Here is an 18,707-nt window from a genome sequence, read left to right on the forward strand (position 1 = left end):
CGAGTGTTGGTGCGGCAATGGCCACTTCGGGATCTATATAGGAACCGCATGGACAAGTTCTCCGGCCAAAAGCGCGCAGCGGCGCATCTGTTTCCTCCGATCGACCCTTTCGATCAGCGGATGCTGGATGTCGGGGACGGTCATCACCTTTATGTCGAGCAGTGCGGAAACCCCAAGGGCGCGCCGGTCGTGGTGCTGCATGGCGGGCCGGGCGGCGGCTGCAGCCCCGCGATGCGGCGGTATTTCGATCCCGCGGACTGGCGCATCATCCTGTTCGACCAGCGCGGTTGCGGGCGGTCGCGCCCCCACGCAAGCGTGCGCGGCAACACGACGTGGCACCTCGTCGCGGACATCGAGCGCATCCGAAACACGCTCGGGATCGAGCGCTGGGCCGTCTTCGGCGGATCCTGGGGCGCGACGCTGGGCCTGATCTATTCCGAAACGCATCCCGACCGCGTCGGCTACCTGGCGCTGCGCGGCGTCTTCCTGTCGATGCAGCGCGAGCTCGACTGGTTCTACGGCGGCGGCGCGGGTCAGTTCTGGCCCGACCAATGGTCGCGGTTCGTCGCCATGATCCCCGAGGACGAGAGGGGCGACCTGATCGCCGCTTACAACCGGCGCCTGTTCTCCGGCGATCTCATGGTCGAGACGCGCTATGCCCGCGCCTGGGCGTCGTGGGAGAACGCGCTCGCCTCGATGGACAGCGATGGCGGTGGCGGCGAGAGCCCCGCGGATTACGCCCGCGCCTTCGCGCGCCTCGAGAACCATTATTTCCTGAACAAGGGCTTTCTGGAGGAGGACGGGCAGATCCTGCGCGACCTGCATCGCATCGCGCATGTTCCGGGAACCATCGTGCAGGGCCGCTACGACATGATCTGCCCGCCGGTCTCCGCGCACAGGCTCGCTGCGGAATGGCCCTCGGGCAGGCTTCACATGATCCGTCAGGCGGGCCACGCCCTCAGCGAGGTCGGGATCAGCGAAGAGCTTGTGCGCCTGATGAAGATCGTCGGCCAGCGGCGCGAGAAGTTCGGCCTCTGAGGCCTGGGCGCCCGCCTAACCGGACCGAAGGCCGCGGGCGTGTTCCGGCGCACTCAGCAGCCGCGGGTCGATCCCCGGGCTCAGCCGGTGCCGGATCAGCGCCACGGGATGCGCCCTGAGCGTCAGGCGCATTGCGACGTAATCCTCGACCACCTCCTCGCCCTCGGTCATCTGCGGCAGGTTAACCTTGCCCTCCACGATGCCCTCGCCGTCCAGGTCGCCCGCGAACAGGGGCAGTTCGCGCTTCGGCGTCAGCGCGCGCGCGGCCCAGAGCGCCTCGCGCCGCGAAAGCCCGAGACCAGCGAAGGCGTCCGCCTCGGCCAGAACGGTCAGCGTCCGCGCGTCGAGGCCCGCGCGCCGCCAGACATCCTCGACCGTGACATAGCCGTTGCCGCGCGCGGCGGTCAGCCAGTCGGCGTCCTCCTCGCGCATCGACCTGATCTGCCGAAAGCCCAGCCGCAGCACGAGGTCGCCGGTCTCCGTCCGCTCCATCACGTTGTCCCAGTGCGAGCGGTTCACGCAGACGGGGCGCACCTCGACGCCGTGTTCGCGGGCGTCGCGCACGATCTGGGCGGGCGCGTAGAAGCCCATGGGCTGCGCGTTCAGAAGCGCGCAGGCGAAGATGCCTGGGTGGTGCCGCTTCAGCCACGACGAAGCGTAGACCAGAAGCGCGAAGGACGCGGCGTGGCTTTCGGGGAAGCCGTAGCTGCCAAAGCCCTCGATCTGGCTGAAACAGCGCTCGGCGAAGGCCTCGTCATAGCCGTTGGCGCGCATTCCCCGCAGGAACCGCGTGCGGAATTCCGAGACGTTGCCGTGCTTCTTGAACGTGGCGAGCGCGCGGCGCAGGCGGTCGGCCTCCTCGGGCGTGAAGCCCGCGCCGACGATCGCGATCTGCATCGCCTGCTCCTGGAACAGCGGCACGCCCAGCGTCTTGGCGAGCACGCGGCCAAGCTCGTCTGAGGGAAAGCTGACCTCCTCCTCGCCGTTGCGGCGCCGGATGAAGGGGTGGACCATGTCGCCCTGGATGGGACCGGGGCGGATGATCGCCACCTGGATCACGAGGTCGTAGAAGCAGCGCGGCCGCATCCGGGGGAGGAAGTTCATCTGCGCCCGGCTCTCCACCTGGAAGACGCCAAGCGAGTCGGACCTGCAGAGCATGTCGTAGACGGCCGGATCCTCGGGCGGGAGCGTCGCCAGAGTGTAATCCGCCTGGTGGTGCGTCTTCAGAAGCGAGAACGCCTTGCGGATGCAGGTCAGCATCCCCAGCGCGAGGATGTCCACCTTCAGGATGCCGAGCGCGTCGATGTCGTCCTTGTCCCAGCAGATGACGGTGCGGTCCTCCATCGTCGCGTTCTCGATGGGCACCAGTTCGTCCAGCCGCCCCTCGGTGATGACGAAGCCGCCGACATGCTGCGACAGGTGCCGGGGAAAGCCGATGATCTCCTCGATCAGGCGAATCGTCTGCTTCAGGCGCGGGCTTTCGGGGTCGAGGCCGATCTCGCGCATCCGCTCCAGTTCCGGGCCATGTTTCGACCACGACCCCCAGATCTGGCTCGACAGCGCGGACAGCACGTCCTCCGACAGACCCATCGCGCGGCCGACCTCGCGCACGGCGCGCTTGCCGCGATAGTGGATCACGGTGGCGCACAGCCCCGCGCGGTGGCGGCCGTAGCGTTCGTAGATGTGCTGGATCACCTCCTCGCGCCGCTCGTGCTCGAAATCGACGTCGATGTCGGGCGGCTCGTTGCGCGCCTCGGACACGAAACGCTCGAAGACCATGGTGCCGATCTCGGGCGAGACGGAGGTGACGCCGAGCGCGTAGCAGGTGATCGAGTTCGCCGCCGAGCCGCGCCCCTGGCACAGGATCCCACGGGACCGCGCGAATTCCACGATGTCGTGGACGGTCAGGAAATAGGGCTCGTAGCCGAGTTTCGCGATAAGCCGCAACTCGTGGTCGAGCTGCCTCGAGGCGCGATCGGGGATGCCTTGCGGATAGCGCCATGCCAGCCCCGCCCTGGCCAGCCGGGTCAGCCGGTCCGAGGCGCTTTCGCCGTCGGCGATCTCGGAGGGGTATTCGTAACGCAGCGAGCGGATGTCGAACCGCAGCCGCGCGACGATCTCCACGGTGCGGTCCACGGCATCGCGATACCCGTCGAAGATCCGCCGCATCTCGGCCTCGCCGCGCAGGCGCTGTTCGGCGTTGGCCTGCGCGGCCGTGCCAAGCTCCTCGACGCGCAGGCCCTCGCGGATGCAGGTCAGGATATCGGTCAGCCTGCGGCGCGATCCGTGATGCATCAGCGGCCGGGCGGAGGCCACGAGCGGCAGGCCCAGCGTCTGGGAAAGCGTCTCTGCACGGCTGAATCGAGACTTGTCCTGCCCGTCGTAGCGGGGCGCCATCAGAAGGCCCGTCTGCGGGCCGAGCTGCCGCGAAAGCCGCTCCGTTGCGCGGCGCCATTCCTTCGTGGACCTGTCCGGCGCGTGAAGCAGCAGCTCCAGACCCTTCGAATGGGCCAGCAGGTCGTCGAGGTGCAGGATGCAGTTTCCCTTTTCCGCGCGCCGCCGCCCGACCGACAGAACCCGGCAGAGGCTGGCCCAACCCTGCCGGTCGCGCGGCAGGGCGGTGATCCGAAGACCCTCGGTCAGGTGCAGGCAGGACGCCGGCAGAAGCCGCGGGACATGGTCCAGCTTCAGGCTCGGCGGGTCGGGCAGGTGCGCCGGCTTCGGCGGGCCGATGGGGTCCTTCATCGCCTCGGCGCGATCCTCGATCTCCTCGCGGATCTTCTTCAGTTCGGACCATGCGCGGACCACGCCCGCGACCGTGTTCACGTCGGCGATCGCGATGGCCTCCAGCCCCAGAAGCGCGGCGCGCCGCGCGTATTCCTCGGGGTGCGACCCGCCCGTGAGGAAGGTGAAGTTCGACGTGATGGAGAGTTCCGCGAATCCCATGCCACATAGTATATTCACGTTTTGTTCTCATTTGGAGTCGAAGCTTGCCGGGCGTCCGGGTTTCCGGTCCGGGCCTGTCATGGTCTTGCCAAATTCCCCCGTGATAACGAGGCCATGACGCAGCACGCACCCATCATCGGCGACCCCGCGCCGCATCCGTTCTACACCTTCGGCCTCTGGGCCGTCATCACCGGCGGCCTCGGGCTGATCGCGGTCTTCACCCACATGGCTGGGCCCTGGCTGGAGCCGTCCCCCTCGGCGGCCAGCCAGATCGGCGAAATCGCGGGCGAGATCCGACGTTCGGCATGGGCGAGCCTCTTTGGCGGTCCCGAACCCGCGCCCGTCGAGGAAACGGTCGAATGGTGGATCTACCTCGCCGTCGTCGGACCCACGCTGGGCGTCATGGCGCTCGTGCTGTCCCTCATTTCCGGGGTTCGCCGTGAAAACTGGCACTACCCGGCCTATGGCACGGCGCTTGGCGCCTCGGCGATCCTGTTACAGTTCGTGTGGATAGTCGCGATGATGATCATGGGCGTCATCCTGTTGGTCGCAATCATCGAGAACATCGGCGACATCTTCGGCGGCGGCTTCTGGGGGTGATCCTGCCTGCCGCCGCCAAGGTTCAGGCAAGCCCGAATTCCGACAGCACGGCCTCGTAGATCGGGCGCTTGAACGCCACGATCGCCTCCAGCAGGTCCGGCCCGGTCATCCAGCGCCAAGCCGAGAATTCCACGTCCCTGTAGGTCAGGTCGATGACATCTTCGGACGCCGTCAGCTCCATCAGGAACCACATCTGCTTCTGTCCGCGATACCGGCCCTTCCAGCGGGTCGGCACGACCTCGGCGGGCAGGTCGTAATACTGCCAGTCCCGCGTCTGCCCGCGAAGGGCGACATGCGCCGTCTGCACGCCGGTTTCCTCCAGAAGCTCGCGGTAGGCTGCTGCAAGAACGTCCTCGCCCGGATCGACCCCGCCCTGCGGCATCTGCCAGGCCGGGGTGTCCATGTCCGCGCGCTGCCCGGCAAAGACACGGCCCCGCCCGTCCGTCAGGACAACGCCCACGCAGGGGCGATAGGGCAGGGCCGCGATCTCGTCCGGTGTCACGGGCTCAGTTCGCGCTCGGTCCGAGGGCGTTGAGACCGGTGAGGATGTCGATGGCATAGGCCAGCTGGTAGTCCTCGTTCCGGAGGCGGGCCGAAGCCTCGGCGATGGCCTGCTCTTCCTCGAGCTGGCGCAGCTGGTCCTCGGTGAGCGTCGAGTTCTCGATCGCGCCCCGCAGGCTCGCCTCGTTGCGGCGGAAGGGGCTCTGCTCCTCGTCCTCGGCGACCTCGACCGGCTCGCGCTGCTCCACCAGGATGTCGGGCGCAACGCCCAGGGCCTGGATCGAGCGGCCAGACGGCGTGTAATAAAGCGATGTCGTCAGGCGCATCGCGCCGTTGCCGGGCATCGGCATGACCGACTGGACCGAGCCCTTGCCGAACGTGTTCGTCCCCACGACCACCGCGCGGCGGTGATCCTGAAGCGCGCCGGCCACGATCTCGGAGGCCGAAGCCGAGCCGCCGTTGACCAGCACCACCATGGGCCGCCCGTCGATGAGGTCGCCCGGCGTGGCATTGTAGCGCTCGCCGTCCTGCGGGTCGCGCCCGCGGGTCGAGACGATCTCGCCCTGTTCGAGGAACGCGTCGCTGACGCGGATCGCCTCGCTCAGCAGGCCGCCGGCATTGTTGCGCAGGTCGATGACCACGCCGTTGAGGTTCTCGAGGCCGCCGACTTCCTCGATCAGGCCCTCGAGCCCCTCGGTGAGGTTGGGGAATGTCTGGTCGTTGAATGTGGATACCCGCAGGACGGCCGTATTGCCCTCGAGCCGCGAACGCACGGCCGTCAGGCGGATACGGTCGCGCACGATGGTCACGTCGAAGGGCTGTTCCTCGCCCTCGCGCACGATCGTGATGACGATCTCCGAACCGACGGGCCCGCGCATAAGGTCGACAGCCTGTTCCAGCGTCAGCCCCAGAAGCGCTTCGCCGTCGACATGGGTGATGAAATCGCCCGCCTCGACGCCCGCTTCCATCGCCGGCGTGTCGTCCATGGGCGTGATGACCCGCACGAAGCCGTCTTCCTGCGTCACCTCGATGCCGAGGCCGCCGAACTCGCCGCGGGTCTGGACCTGCATCGAATCGAAGTCGCGCGGTGGCAGATAGCTCGAGTGCGGGTCGAGGGAGGTGAGCATGCCGTTGATCGCAGCCTCGATCAGCGCGGCCTCGTCAACTTCTTCGACGTAGTTCGAGCGGATGCGCTCGAAGACGTCGCCGAACAGGTCGAGCTGTTCGTAGACGGAGGCGTTGCGCACCTCTTCCTGCGCGAGCAGGGGACCGGCGACCTGCGTGCTGAGCAGGACGCCCCCTGCGATCCCCCCGACTGCCGCCACGATCAGCTTGTTCATCTGGATGTGTCCTTGTGCGTATAGCGTCTCTGGTCTTGCGTCTGTCCCGGGTGCACGCCACGGGTGGCCACGACGGCCTACTCTAATGCGAACCAGTCCTCCGGGTCTACCGGGCGGCCGTTCTCTCTGAGCTCCAAATAGAGCGTTTCCGACAGGGTGACGCCGCTCCCGTCGCCGTCGGGCAGTATCAGGTCTTCTCCGGCGCCTTCCGGTCCCGGCATCAGGCCGAGCGGCGTATCCCCCGGCACCAGCTGGCCGGCCTCGACGAAAACCTCGCCGAGACCCGCTGTAATGATGAGATAGTCAGCCTCCGGCTCGATGATAATGACATTTCCGTAATCGAGCAGGGGTCCCACATATCTCACCGAGGCCGGCCATGGCGTCGTGACCAGCGCACGGGGCCTGCTTGCCAGCACGAGGCCGGGGCGCGCCACGCCGGCGGCGTCGCTTTCCCCGTAGCGCCGCAGGACCGTCCCGAGCACTGGGGCCTGCAAGCCGCCGCGCGCCTCGCGGAAGTCCGGGATGTCGTCCGGGGCGGTCGAGGGAAGCTCGCGCAGCAACTCCGCGAAGCTGTCGAGCGAAGTCGCGTTGCGCAGGATCGACTGCATCGCCGCGCTGTCGAGGGCGAAGGGCGCCGGAAGCTCGCGCCGGTCTGCAATGGCCTGGGACAGCGCCGACCGCGCCTCCTGCACGCCCCTGAGGCCGTCCGACAGCTGCGTGAGCGAATCGTCCTGGACCGCGCGAAGCAGCGCCAGCTCCTCCAGTTGCGCGCGCAGCGCCTGCGCCTGGCGGGCGACGGCGGGCGTGACGTCCGAGACGATCATCCCCGCCCGCGCGGTGCCCAGCGGCCCCTCGGGATGCAGAAGCAGCGCCGGCCCGGGCGATGACTGGATCGTCTGCAGGACCGCCAGCAACCGCGCGAGGCGGTCGCGCTCGGTCTCGAAGACCAGCAGGATCGCGCGTTCGCGCAGGGCCGCCTGCCGCACGCCTTCGCGAAGGGCGAGAAGCCCCTCCTCGTAGGCGCGCACGGTCTCGGTCAGGGCCTCCACGCGGTCGCGCGCGCCGTCGGCTTCTGCCAGCGCCGTGGCCGCCTCCTGCAGCATGAGGGCCGCGCGCCCTGCAGCGGTGGCTGCGTCCGTGTCGGCATGACCCTGCAAGGTCGTCACGGCCAGAAGAAGCGCCGCGGCGGCATGTCGCGCGGCACGCCTCATGCGATCAGGCTTTCCCCTGTCATCTCGGCAGGTTTCTCGAGTCCCACCAGGTCCAGAAGCGTCGGCGCAAGATCGGCGAGACGGCCATCGCGAAGCGTCGCGCCCTCGGGCCCGCCCACGAGGATCACGGGCACCGGGTTCAGGGTATGGGACGTGTGCGGCCCGCCCGTCACCGGATCCACCATCGTCTCGCAATTGCCGTGGTCCGCGGTGACGATCATCGCGCCGCCAGCCTTCTCCAGCGCCGCGAGCGCGCGGCCCAGGCCTTCGTCCACCGCTTCGCAGGCGCGGATGGCGGCCTTGAGGTCGCCGGTATGGCCGACCATGTCCGGGTTCGCGTAGTTGACCACGATAAGGTCGTAGCCGCCGCCTATGGCCTCCACAAGCTGGTCGGACACCTCGGCGGCGCTCATTTCCGGGGCGAGGTCGTAGGTCGCGACCTTGGGCGATGGCGCCATGTAGCGGTCCTCGCCCTCCTCGGGGGTTTCCTTGCCGCCATTGAGGAAGAAGGTGACGTGCGGATACTTCTCCGTTTCGGCGAGGCGGAACTGCCGCAGGCCGTGCCGCGCGACCCACGCGCCGATCGTGTTGACCACGGGCCGCTTTGGATAGGCCGCGGTCATGAAGCGGTCGTGGTCGGTGGAATAGTCAACCATTCCCAGAAGCGTCATCTCGGGGCGGCCCGACACGTCGAACGCGTCGAAGTCGGGATCGCCGAGAGCGCGCAGGATCTGCCGCGCCCGGTCGGCCCTGAAGTTGAGGCAGAACAGACCGTCGCCGTCGCGGATGCCGTCGTATCCGTCCACGACGCGCGGCATCAGGAACTCGTCCGTCTCGCCCGCCTCGTAGCCCTGCGCGACGGCCTCTGCCGCGGTGGCGGCCCTGGTGCCGGTTCCGTGGACGATGGCGCCGTATGCCTTCTCGATCCGGTCCCATCGATTGTCGCGGTCCATCGCGAAGTAGCGCCCGATTACCGTGCCGATCCGTGCGCCGTCGGGCAGTGCGTCCTGCAGATGAGGCACGAACCCGTCGGCGGATTTCGGCGCCACGTCGCGCCCGTCGGTGATCGCGTGGACGATCACCGGCACGCCGGCCTGCGTGATCATCCGCGCGGCGGCGAGGATGTGATCGAGATGGCCGTGCACGCCCCCGTCCGAGGCGACCCCGAACAGATGCGCGGTGCCACCGCCTTTCTTCAGGGTGTCGATGAAGGCGAGGATGGCCGCGTTCTCGAAGAAGGTGCCGTCCTCGATTGCGAGGTCGATCATGCCGAGGTCCATGGCGACGACGCGGCCTGCGCCGATGTTCGTGTGCCCGACCTCGGAATTGCCCATCTGCCCCTCGGGCAGGCCGGCATCGCGGCCATGGGTCACCAGCGTGGCGTGCGGTCCGTCGGCCATGATCCGGTCGAAATTCGGGGTCTTCGCAAGGTGCGGGGCATTGTCGGCTTCGGTGGGGCCGATGCCCCAGCCATCCAGAATGCAGAGCACGACCGGTCTGTGTGGGGCTGACATTGGCGTGAAGCTCCTTCGGGGGTCGGGGATCGTTCTAGTCAGCCGCCGGCCGCGCCGCAAGGAAGCGCCGGCTGCTGCCGCGCCGCGATGATCGGCACCGCCCGGTCAGGCGCCCCAGATGTCGCCCTCGGAAAGGCCCCCCGTCTCCAGCGCGAATAGCGCCCTCGCGTCGCCGCTCCCGCCGCCGTCGGCATCGAACCAGAGCGCGCGGTAGAACGTCTCGTAGTAGAGGACGGGGCCGCCGGTGCCGAAATCCGAGGGCAAGCCCTCTCCGGTCTGCCAGACCCCGGTCCCGGCAAGCGCGCCGGCCGCACCCAGGCCGAAGGCCGCCGCATCGAGCACGATCCGGTCCACGCCCGTCACGAAGTCGCGGATCAGGTCCTCGCCCTCGTCGGCGGCCCGGAACACGAACTCGTCGGCGCCCGCCCCGCCGAACAGCACGTCGACGCCATGGCCCCCGGCGAGCGTGTCGGCCCCGTCGCCGCCGTCGAGGGCGTCGCCGTCCGTCCCGCCCTCAAGCAGGTCGTCGCCATCGCCGCCGAAAAGCACGTCCGACCCGGCGTCGCCATGCAGAAGGTCGTTCTGCGACTGCCCGAACAGCCAGTCGGCCCCGTCGCCGCCATGAAGGACATCCGCCCCCGCGCCCCCGTCGAGGTTGTCGCCGCCGCCGCCGCCGTGCAGCGTGTCATCGCCCTCCTGTCCGAAAAGCGCGTCGGTGTCGGCGCTTGGCGCCGCGAAGCTGGCGCCATGCAGCACGTCGTTGCCGAAGCTTCCGAACAGCCAGTCCACGCCGTCACCGCCTTCCAGAGTGTCGTCGCCGTGGCCGCCGTCCAGCCCGTCCCCGCCGTCGCCGCCCTGCAGCAGGTCCGGACCGTCCTCGCCGAACAGCGCGTCGAGGTCGGCACCGCCGCGCAGCACGTCGCCGTCGGGCCCGCCGAACAGCCAGTCGATCCCGCCACCCCCGTCGAGCGTGTCGCGCCCGGCGCCGCCGTCGAGGCCGTCATCGCCGCCTCCGCCCTCGATGGAATCGTCGCCGTCGCCCCCGAACAGCGCGTCCGTCTCCGTCCCGCCGCGCAACAGGTCGTTGCCGCCGCGTCCGAACAGCCAGTCGACGCCGGCCCCGCCGTCGAGCGTGTCGTCGCCCGTCCCGCCGTCGAGGCCGTCGTCGCCGTCGCCGCCCCGGAGCACGTCGGCATCGTCTTCGCCGAACAGCGCGTCCGTGCCAGCCCCGCCCTCGAGGCTGTCGGGGCCGGTCCCACCTTCCAGACGGTCCTCGCCGTCGCCTCCCCACAACCGGTCGGCTCCGGCGAGACCGCGCAGGATGTCGTTCCCGGCGTTTCCGTTCAGCGTGTCGTCCTGCGTCCCGCCCTCGAGGACGTCGGCCCCGGCCGTGCCGTCGAGGACGAGGCCCGAGGGACCCAGAAGCTCGAGGAAGGGCTGGCGTTGCGGCGCATCGAGCACCGCGGCGAGGATCTCGGCCTCCGACAGGGGACCGCCGCCCGTGCGCTGCACCAGCAGGATCTCGTCGCGCCATGTCACGGTCGCACCACTCGCGGAGGGCGCGATGCCGAGCTGCGCGGCGTCGTAGAGGAACGCCCAGTCGGAAAGGTCCAGAACGTCGGCGCCCGGTTCGAAATCCGTGATCACGTCCATCTCGCCGTCGCCGCGCAGGATGAAGCGGTCGGCGCCCGCGCCCCCTTCCAGCGTGTCGGCGCCGGCCCCATCCTCGATGATGTCGCCGCCGCCCAGGCCGCGGAGCAGGTCATGCCCGGCCCCTCCCACGATGACGTCGCCGGACGGGCCGCCCTGCGTCACGCCGCCTGGATGCGGCGCCGTGACCGTCATTCCCGCGCCGTTCAGCGCCAGCTTGAACATGGCCACGCCACCGGTTGTCTCCGACGCGGCATAAATCTGCAGGACATCGCCATCGGCCCAGCCCGCCAGCGCCGTGACATTGGCAAGCCCGTTCTGGCCGTCATGCGCGATCACCTCCAGCAGGTGCAGGCGACCGTTCGGCAGCAGGACGAACAGGCTGAGACCATCGTCGCCCCCCCCGGCCAGCACATGCGTCCGGCCCGCGGCCGCGATCACCTCGATGGCCTGGATGCGGCCGAAGCGTGTGGCGAGCGTATCGGTGACGTGGTCGGTCGGGATTAGCGCGCCGCCCTGGGTCAGTTCCAGGACGCTGAGCGCGCCGGACGATCCCGTGTCGGGGGCCGAGGCGACAAGCGCGAAATGCCGTCCCGCGATCTCGACGACCTCCATCGCGGTGGGGATCATGACGCCGAGCCCCTCGTTCGCGCCCATGCTTCCGGTCGCGACGAGGCCGCCCGCCTCCGCGCGAAACGCCGTGACGCCACTTTCGCCTTCGCTTGCCATCAGGACGTAGTTCCCGCCCGCGGTCGCGACCGCCTCGACCCGGAAGACGTCCGCGGCGTAGGTGGCGGCGGTGTCTGCCACGGTGAACAGCGGCTGCAAGTCGGTCAGCGTGAGGCCGTAGGCGCCGACGCTGCCCGTCGCGGCGTCCACGATGTAGGTCCAGCCGCCATCATGCGCGGCGAGATCCCGGATCGCGCCCATGTCCTGCGGCAGGTCCGAAAGGCGCGTCGCTTCCCCAAGCGTTCCGTCGGCCGCGAGCGCATAGCCCCAGAGCCCTGCGGTCCCGCTTCCCGCGACCGCGAGAAATGCGCCGCCCATGCCGGACTGGACGGGCTCCCACAGGCCTGCGGCCGTCCAGCCGGCTTCGAAATAGGCGTGATCGGCAAGGGTCGCCGGGCCGGCCGCCAGCTGGTAGGCGGCCATCCCCCCGAAGGCCCCGCTGCTGGTATAGAGCATCGCGCCCGAGGCCGTGGGCCGCACCGTGATCGACGTGATCCCGAGGTCCAGGGTGCCGTGGCCGGATTGGAATTGTCCAAGGAAGGTGATGCCCGGCATCCGGTCTCTCCGCGCGACGGCAGGCGTTGGGTGCGCAAGTCTCGCGGAAACTGCAGAAGGAACGGTTAACGGGCTGACGGGTCAGGCCTGCGATGCGCCGAACCCGATCGCCGCCCCGTGCATGCGCCGGTTCATGTCCTGTGGTAGGGGCTTCCCGCTAGTATCGTCGCCGCGCGGTAGAGCTGTTCGGCCAGCATGACGCGCGCCAGCATGTGCGGCCAGACCATCGCGCCGAAAGAGATCGCCATGTCGGCGTCGTCCCGCAGCGAAGGGTCGAGGCCGTCCGCGCCACCGATCATGAATACGAGGTCCTTGCCACCTTCGTCGCGCCTTGCCGCGATGGCCGTGGCGAAATCCGGGCTGGACAGGGTGCGGCCGCGCTCGTCGAGGACCCAGACCGTGGCGCCGTCCGGCGCGGCCGACCTGAGCAGCCGTGCCTCGGCCGCCGCCCCGCCGCCCTTCCGGTCCTCGACCTCGACCATCTCTCCAAGGCTCAGGCCAAGGCCGCGGCCCGTCCTGTCGAGCCGCCCGAGGTAGTCGTCCACGAGCGTGCGCTCCGCCCCGCCCCGCAGACGGCCCACGGCGGCGATGTGAAGACGCACGGCGCGCTACTGCGCCGTGGCGCCGGCCGGCATCCACATCTTCTCGATCTGGTAGAAGTCGCGCACTTCGGGGCGGAAGACGTGGACGATGACGTCGCCCGCGTCGATCAGCACCCAGTCGCCCGCATCCTTGCCCTCGACCTTGCAGCCGAGCCCGTGCTCCTGCTTGAGCCGCTCGACGAGCTTTTCCGAGATCGCCGCGACCTGGCGCGAGGAGCGGCCCGAGGCCACGACCATCCAGTCGGCGATCGAGGACTTGCCGCGCAGGTCGATCCGCACGATTTCCTCGGCCTTGTCGTCTTCGAGAGAAGCGATGACACGCTCGAGCAGCTCGTCGCTGGTGAGGGTGTCGGTATTCGGCGCCCGTGGCGCCATGGTGGCCGGTGTCGCCACCGCGTGTTGCGGTCCGGTCAGGACTCAGTCCTCCTTGGTTGTGCGCCGCGTCATGCCGCGGCGCCGGAAACGCCCTTAATGTAGCATCGCGCCGCCCGCTTCTCAATGATCGCTCAGGACTGAGGGGCCGGAACTGTTGCAATCGCCGGACGGCGTCGTGGCCCCCTGTCGGTGTCGCGGGAACGGATCCCGGCCGCTCGCCCGTGGCAGGATAAATTCCAAGTGATTGATACTGCAAAATACAGGCCGCAACCATTACCTTTTTTCGGCGCACATTTCGCTGCGACTCGCGGTGTGTAGGTGCGGATCTGCGAGGATCAGCAGCCCCATATATGGAGATCGTGTCGATATGTTGGGGATAATGGCGGTTTGTCGCCGATATGCGGGTCATGCGCGATTGACTTGAAGCCGTGTCGGCGCGGAGACTTCCCGCTCACGGAATCGAAAACCGAGGGCAGGGCGCGTGCGTTTCAACAGGCTCCGACTGAACGGCTTCAAATCCTTCGTCGATCCCACCGATCTGGTGATCGCCGAGGGTCTGACCGGCGTCGTGGGCCCCAATGGCTGCGGCAAGTCCAACCTTCTGGAGGCGCTCCGTTGGGTGATGGGCGAAAACCGTCCGACCGCGATGCGGGGCGGCGGCATGGAGGACGTGATTTTCGCTGGCGCGGCGACCCGTCCCGCGCGCAATTTCGCCGAAGTGCACGTCCAGATCGACAACAGCCAGCGTCTCGCACCCGCGGGGTTCAACGACACTGACCAGATCGACATCGTCCGTCGGATCACCCGCGACGCGGGGTCCGCCTACAAGCTGAACGGCAAGGACGTGCGGGCCCGCGACGTGCAGATGCTGTTCGCCGACGCGGCCACCGGCGCGCAGTCGCCCGCGCTGGTCCGGCAGGGGCAGATTTCGGAACTCATCAACGCGAAGCCAAGGAACCGCCGCCGCGTGCTGGAGGATGCGGCCGGGATCGCGGGCTTGTACCAACGCCGCCACGAGGCCGAGCTGAAGCTGCGCGCCGCCGAACAGAACCTCGCCCGGGTGGACGACGTTCTGGAAAGCCTCGCGGGGCAGCTTGCCACGCTGGCCCGCCAGGCGAAGCAGGCCGCGCGCTATCGTGCCATCGGCGCCGAGTTGAGACAGGCCGAGGGGCTTCTGATGTGGCTGCGCTGGCGCGATGCCGACGTCGCGCGACTTTCGACCGAGGAGGTGCTGCGCGCGGCACTTTCCGGTGCGGTGCGTGCCGAGGCCGCGGCGCGCGATGCCTCGGCCGCGCGCGAGGCGGCGGAGGCCGCGCTCCCCGCCCTGCGCGAGGAGGAGGCCATCGCCGCCGCGATCCTGCAGCGTCTCCTGGTGGAGCGCGATACGCTGGACGCCGAGGCGGCGCGGGCGGCCGAGGCCGTGACGTCGCTCGACGGCCGCATCGCGCAGCTGTCGCGTGACATCGACCGCGAGGCGGCGCTGAACGCGGATGCAGGAGACAGCATGGCCGCGCTCGAGGCCGAGGCGAGCGACCTGACGCAGGCGAGCGAGGGACACGATGCGGCCGTCGCCGACGCGGAGGCTGCAGCGGTCGCCGCCAACGACGTGCTCGGCGAACGTGAAGGCGCGCTTGCCATGGAAACCGAGGCGCAGGCGGACCTCGCCGCGCGCCACCAGTCCGCCGACCGGCGCATCGCGGAGGCCGCCCGGTCTCGCGCGCGCCACGACGAGGAGGCGCGCAAGGCCGCCGCTGCCGCGCGTGACGGGGTCGAGCGTCTCGCGGGCCTGACCCGCGACGTGGAGGCCGCCGGTGAGGCGCTGGACGCAGCGACGTCGCTTGCCGCGCGCGCCGAGGAGACCGTGGCCGAAACCGAGCACGCCCGCGCGGAGGCGGAGGCGAACGAGGTCGAGGCCCGCGCCGCGCGCTCGGACGCCGAGGGCCGCGCCGGAACGCTGGCCGCCGAGGTGACGGCGCTCGCCCGTCTTCTCGACCGGGAGAAGGGTGCGGAAGACACGCTTCTCGATGCGCTGAAGGTAGACAAGGGGTTCGAGGCCGCGCTCGGCGCCGCCCTGTCCGACGACTTGAACGCGCCGCTGGCAGGCCGGCCCGGCGGCAGCGGCTGGTCCGCGCTCCCCGATTACGACGAGACCGCGCCTCTGCCGGGTGGGGTAGAACCGCTCGCCCGCCATGTCGCCGCGCCGCCCGCGCTGTCGCGGCGCCTGTCGCAGATCGGGGTTGTCGAGGCGGCGGAGGGTCCGCGTCTGCAGCCGCTTCTGCGTCCCGGCCAGCGCCTCGTGTCGCGGGCCGGCGACGTCTGGCGCTGGGACGGCTACGCGATGGCCGCCGGCGATGCCGTTTCGGGTGCCGCACGGAGGCTGGAGCAGCAGAACCGCCTTGCCGAGTTGCAGGCCGAGGCGGCCAGGGTCGAGGCCGAGGCGGCCGAGGCGCGCGCGGCGCACGAGATCTGGGCCAGGCGTCTCGCCGAACTGAGCGATGCGGACCGCTTGGCGCGCAAGGCGCGGCGTGACGCCGAGACCAACCTTGCCGAGGCCAGCCGCGCCCGCACCCGCGCCGAGACCGAGCGCGCCGGCCTCGATTCGCGGCTCGACACGTTGCGCGAGACCGCGCGCCGCCACGAGGCCGAAGCCGAGGCCGCCCGGGCCGAGGAGGCTGACGCACAGCACGCGAAGGCGTCGCTTGAGGACCTCGAAGCCGTGCGCGCCCGCCTTGCCGACACCCGCACGACGGTCGAGGCCGCGCGGATGACCATGCTGGCCAAGCGCGCCGCGCATGACGAGTTGAAGCGTGAGGGCGAGATGCGCGCCCGGCGCCTGTCTCGCATCGTCGAGGAAATGGCCAGCTGGCGCGCGCGCCTCGCCTCGGCCGAGACGCAGCTGGCCGACCTGCGGCGCCGCAAGGACGAGGCGGAGGCGCAGCTTGTCGAGGCCCGCGCGCGTCCCGGCGAGATCGCCGCGCGGCGCGAGGCGCTCGCCGGCAAGATCGCGGACGCCGAGAAGCGCCGCACTGCCGCCGCCGATACCCTGACCGGCGCGGAGCGCGGCCATTCCGAGGCGCAGGCCGCCGAACGCGCCGCCGAGCGTGCGGCCTCCGAGGCACGCGAGGGGCGCGCCGCCGCCGAAGCCCGCCGCGATGCAGCCGCAGAGGCCGTGCAGGCCGCCGCGGACCGCATCGCCGAAGAGCACGAGACCAGCCCCGAGGCGCTTCGCGAGGAGCTTGGCGATCTTCCCGAACCGCCGCCGCGGGCCGATGCGGTCGAGGCCGATGTCCACCGCCTTCGCCGGCAGCGTGACGCGCTGGGCGCGGTGAACCTGCGCGCCGAGGAGGACGCGAGGTCGGTCGAGGAGGAGCATTCGACACTCACCCGCGAGAAGGAGGACCTCGAGGCCGCGATCGCCAAGCTGCGCTCGGGGATCTCGTCGCTGAACCGAGAGGGGCGCGCGCGGCTTCTGACCGCGTTCGAGCAGGTGAACACGAACTTCGCCAAGCTGTTCACGCATCTCTTCGGCGGCGGCGAGGCAAGGCTCGTGCTGGTCGAATCCGACGATCCGCTCGAGGCCGGCCTCGAGATCCTGTGCCAGCCGCCAGGCAAGAAGCTGTCGACGCTGTCGCTCCTGTCGGGTGGCGAGCAGACGCTGACCGCTCTTGCGCTGATCTTCGCGGTGTTCCTCGCCAATCCCGCCCCGATCTGCGTGCTCGACGAGGTCGACGCGCCGCTCGACGACGCGAACGTTGGCCGCTTCTGCGACCTCCTCGACGAGATGACCCGCCAGACCGAGACCCGCTTTCTCATCATCACGCACCACGCCGTGACGATGGCGCGCATGGATCGCCTGTTCGGCGTGACGATGGGCGAGCAGGGCGTGTCCCAGCTGGTGTCGGTGGATCTGAAGAAAGCCGAGCAGATGGTCGCCTGAGGGGGGCCTCGAAGCAGGTGGCCGCGCCTTGACCGAAGCAACGGGGCGCCGAGTGAGATCGCTTCATCAAAAGGGGGGTGAGTCATGCCCGCAGAAAGCGCGAAGGACCTCATCGGACTGTTCTCGCAACGGTTCTCAAGCGGCGACGTGGACAGGCTTCTGGACCTCTACGAAGACCAGGCGGTGTTTCCGACCCATCACGGCACGGCGCGTGGCCTCGACCAGATCCGCTCGGTCCTTCAGGGCTATGTCGACAGCGGCGCGACGCTCGATTTCACGGGGCAGGTCGCGTTCGAAACCGGGGATCTGGCCCTCGTTCAGAACGCATGGACCATGACGACGGCAAGCGGGGACAAGGCGACGGGCGTGACCGTGGAGATCGCCCGAAAGCAGGCGGATGGCCTCTGGAAATATGCGATCGACAGCCCGGACGGCGCCGCCCTTCTCGGGACGTGAGCCGCCTTTCGGGTCGTCCGCGTACCTGGGCCTGAACGGCCGGACGCGCCCCTGTCAGAGAGCGTTAAGCAGTGTCTGGGTGGGCCAGGCGTCCGCCGGCAGGCCCAGGCGCCGCTGTTCCTCGCGGACGGCGGCGCGGGTGCCGGCGCCCAGGATGCCGTCGATCGCGCCCACGTCATGCCCGCGCGCGGCAAGCCTGCGCTGAAGCTCGCGCATCGCGTTTCCCTCAAGGCCCGGATCGGGATTGCCCGCGTCGAAGACCGGCGCGCCCTCGAGCCTGTTGGCGAAATAGGCGGCGGTCAGGACGTAGGTGAAGCTCTGGTTCCACTCGAACAGCACGCTGAAATTCGGGTAGGCGAGGAAGGCCGGGCCGTTACGTCCCTGCGGCAGCACCACCGAGGCCTGCGCGCCCGGCATCGGAAGGCTGCCGCCCGACCGGGCGCGGACGCCGGCCTGCTCCCAGTCCGAGACGCGGGCAGAGGTGTGGATACCCGTCCGGTACCAGTCGAGATCCGGCGGCACGACGATCTCGACCAGCCAGGGCTCGTTCGGCCGCCACCCCAGCGACGACAGCACGTTGGCCCCGCTCATCAGCGCGTCGGGCGCGGAGGTCTGAAGGTAGACATGACCGTCGCCGTCGCCGTCGATTCCGTGCGCCACGATGTCCTCGGGCAGCATCTGGACCATGCCGATCTCTCCGGCCCAGGCCCCTTGCGTGTTGACGGGATCGAAGTCGCCCGCCCGGAAGAGTTCCAGCGCCGCGAAGACCTGCGGGCGGAAGATGTGCGGGCGGCGGCAGTCATGCGCCAGCGTCACCAGCGCGTCGAGCGTGTTGTAGTCGCCCTGGAACGCACCGTAGTCCGTCTCGAACGCCCAGAACGACAGGAGGATGCCGCGCGACACGCCGAACCGCTGCTCGATCGCATCGAAGACGGAGGCATACCGCTGCGCGTTGGCCCGCCCGTTGTCGATGCGGTTCTGCGAGATCAGGCGCCGCGCGAACTCGGTGAACGGAACGGTGAAGATGCCCTGCCGCCGGTCCGCGTCGATGGCCCGCTGAGAATATCCGGCATGTGTGAAGAAAGCGTCTACGGCCGCCTGCGGATGCCCGCGCGACAGCGCCTCGGCCCTCAGGTCCTGCACGAACCGGCCGAAATCGCCTCCGCATTGCTGGGCCGCCACAGGTCCGGCCAGGACCCCGAGCGCCACCAGCCCCGCAATGATTCCCGTTTTCATGAGACCCGGCCCTCGCT

13 protein-coding genes are annotated in these 18,707 nt (G+C 69.6%); 4 read left to right on the plus strand and 9 right to left on the minus strand.

Annotated elements, in window-relative coordinates; genetic code table 11:
- Positions 1-48 precede the first annotated feature (48 nt).
- Positions 49-1,038: a prolyl aminopeptidase gene (pip, locus tag P6F26_RS01200; RefSeq protein WP_278026796.1), complete on the plus strand. Its 990-nt coding sequence runs from the start codon at positions 49-51 to the stop codon at positions 1,036-1,038.
- A 15-nt stretch (positions 1,039-1,053) separates the two neighbouring features.
- On the opposite strand, the gene P6F26_RS01205 is transcribed toward pip, so the two are convergent.
- Complete coding sequence (locus P6F26_RS01205) at positions 1,054-3,984, minus strand: error-prone DNA polymerase (protein ID WP_278026797.1); 2,931 nt, start codon at positions 3,982-3,984, stop codon at positions 1,054-1,056.
- Between the two features lie 114 nt (positions 3,985-4,098).
- Between P6F26_RS01205 and P6F26_RS01210 the strand changes: the two genes are divergently transcribed.
- Complete coding sequence (locus P6F26_RS01210; RefSeq protein ID WP_278026798.1) at positions 4,099-4,584, plus strand: hypothetical protein; 486 nt, start codon at positions 4,099-4,101, stop codon at positions 4,582-4,584.
- 22 nt (positions 4,585-4,606) lie between these two features.
- On the opposite strand, the gene P6F26_RS01215 is transcribed toward P6F26_RS01210, so the two are convergent.
- The 7 genes from P6F26_RS01215 to rsfS form a co-directional block, all read right to left on the minus strand.
- Complete coding sequence (locus P6F26_RS01215; RefSeq protein WP_278026799.1) at positions 4,607-5,086, minus strand: RNA pyrophosphohydrolase; 480 nt, start codon at positions 5,084-5,086, stop codon at positions 4,607-4,609.
- Positions 5,087-5,090: 4 nt separating this feature from the next.
- Positions 5,091-6,425, minus strand: coding sequence for a S41 family peptidase (locus tag P6F26_RS01220; RefSeq protein ID WP_278026800.1), 1,335 nt, complete (start codon positions 6,423-6,425; stop codon positions 5,091-5,093).
- Positions 6,426-6,502: 77 nt separating this feature from the next.
- Positions 6,503-7,636, minus strand: coding sequence for a murein hydrolase activator EnvC family protein (locus P6F26_RS01225; protein WP_278026801.1), 1,134 nt, complete (start codon positions 7,634-7,636; stop codon positions 6,503-6,505).
- A complete protein-coding gene (gene gpmI / locus P6F26_RS01230; protein WP_278026802.1) occupies positions 7,633-9,150 on the minus strand; it encodes a 2,3-bisphosphoglycerate-independent phosphoglycerate mutase in 1,518 nt (505 codons plus the stop codon). The genes P6F26_RS01225 and gpmI overlap by 4 nt, the downstream gene beginning before the upstream one ends.
- Before the next feature lie 105 nt (positions 9,151-9,255).
- The gene (locus P6F26_RS01235) at positions 9,256-12,084 is read right to left on the minus strand and encodes a calcium-binding protein (RefSeq protein ID WP_278026803.1); all 2,829 of its coding nucleotides are present in this window, start codon (positions 12,082-12,084) and stop codon (positions 9,256-9,258) included.
- A 131-nt stretch (positions 12,085-12,215) separates the two neighbouring features.
- A complete protein-coding gene (gene rlmH, locus P6F26_RS01240) occupies positions 12,216-12,686 on the minus strand; it encodes a 23S rRNA (pseudouridine(1915)-N(3))-methyltransferase RlmH (RefSeq protein ID WP_278026804.1) in 471 nt (156 codons plus the stop codon).
- A gap of 6 nt (positions 12,687-12,692) precedes the next feature.
- Entirely contained in the window at positions 12,693-13,061 is a 369-nt protein-coding gene (gene rsfS / locus P6F26_RS01245) for a ribosome silencing factor (protein ID WP_278026805.1), read from the minus strand.
- Positions 13,062-13,542: 481 nt separating this feature from the next.
- Between rsfS and P6F26_RS01250 the strand changes: the two genes are divergently transcribed.
- Together P6F26_RS01250 and P6F26_RS01255 are read left to right on the plus strand one after the other, a co-directional pair.
- Positions 13,543-16,998, plus strand: a complete 3,456-nt coding sequence (locus P6F26_RS01250) for a chromosome segregation SMC family protein (protein WP_278026806.1) — start codon at positions 13,543-13,545, stop codon at positions 16,996-16,998.
- Between the two features lie 84 nt (positions 16,999-17,082).
- Positions 17,083-17,454, plus strand: a complete 372-nt coding sequence (locus P6F26_RS01255; RefSeq protein ID WP_278026807.1) for a YybH family protein — start codon at positions 17,083-17,085, stop codon at positions 17,452-17,454.
- Between the two features lie 54 nt (positions 17,455-17,508).
- Here P6F26_RS01255 and P6F26_RS01260 read toward each other — a convergent pair whose 3' ends face one another.
- Positions 17,509-18,690: a lytic murein transglycosylase gene (locus P6F26_RS01260; RefSeq protein WP_278026808.1), complete on the minus strand. Its 1,182-nt coding sequence runs from the start codon at positions 18,688-18,690 to the stop codon at positions 17,509-17,511.
- Between the last annotated feature and the right edge of the window lie 17 nt (positions 18,691-18,707).

It is taken from the genome of Roseicyclus salinarum (assembly GCF_029624655.1).
Taxonomy (GTDB): domain Bacteria; phylum Pseudomonadota; class Alphaproteobacteria; order Rhodobacterales; family Rhodobacteraceae; genus Roseibacterium; species Roseibacterium salinarum.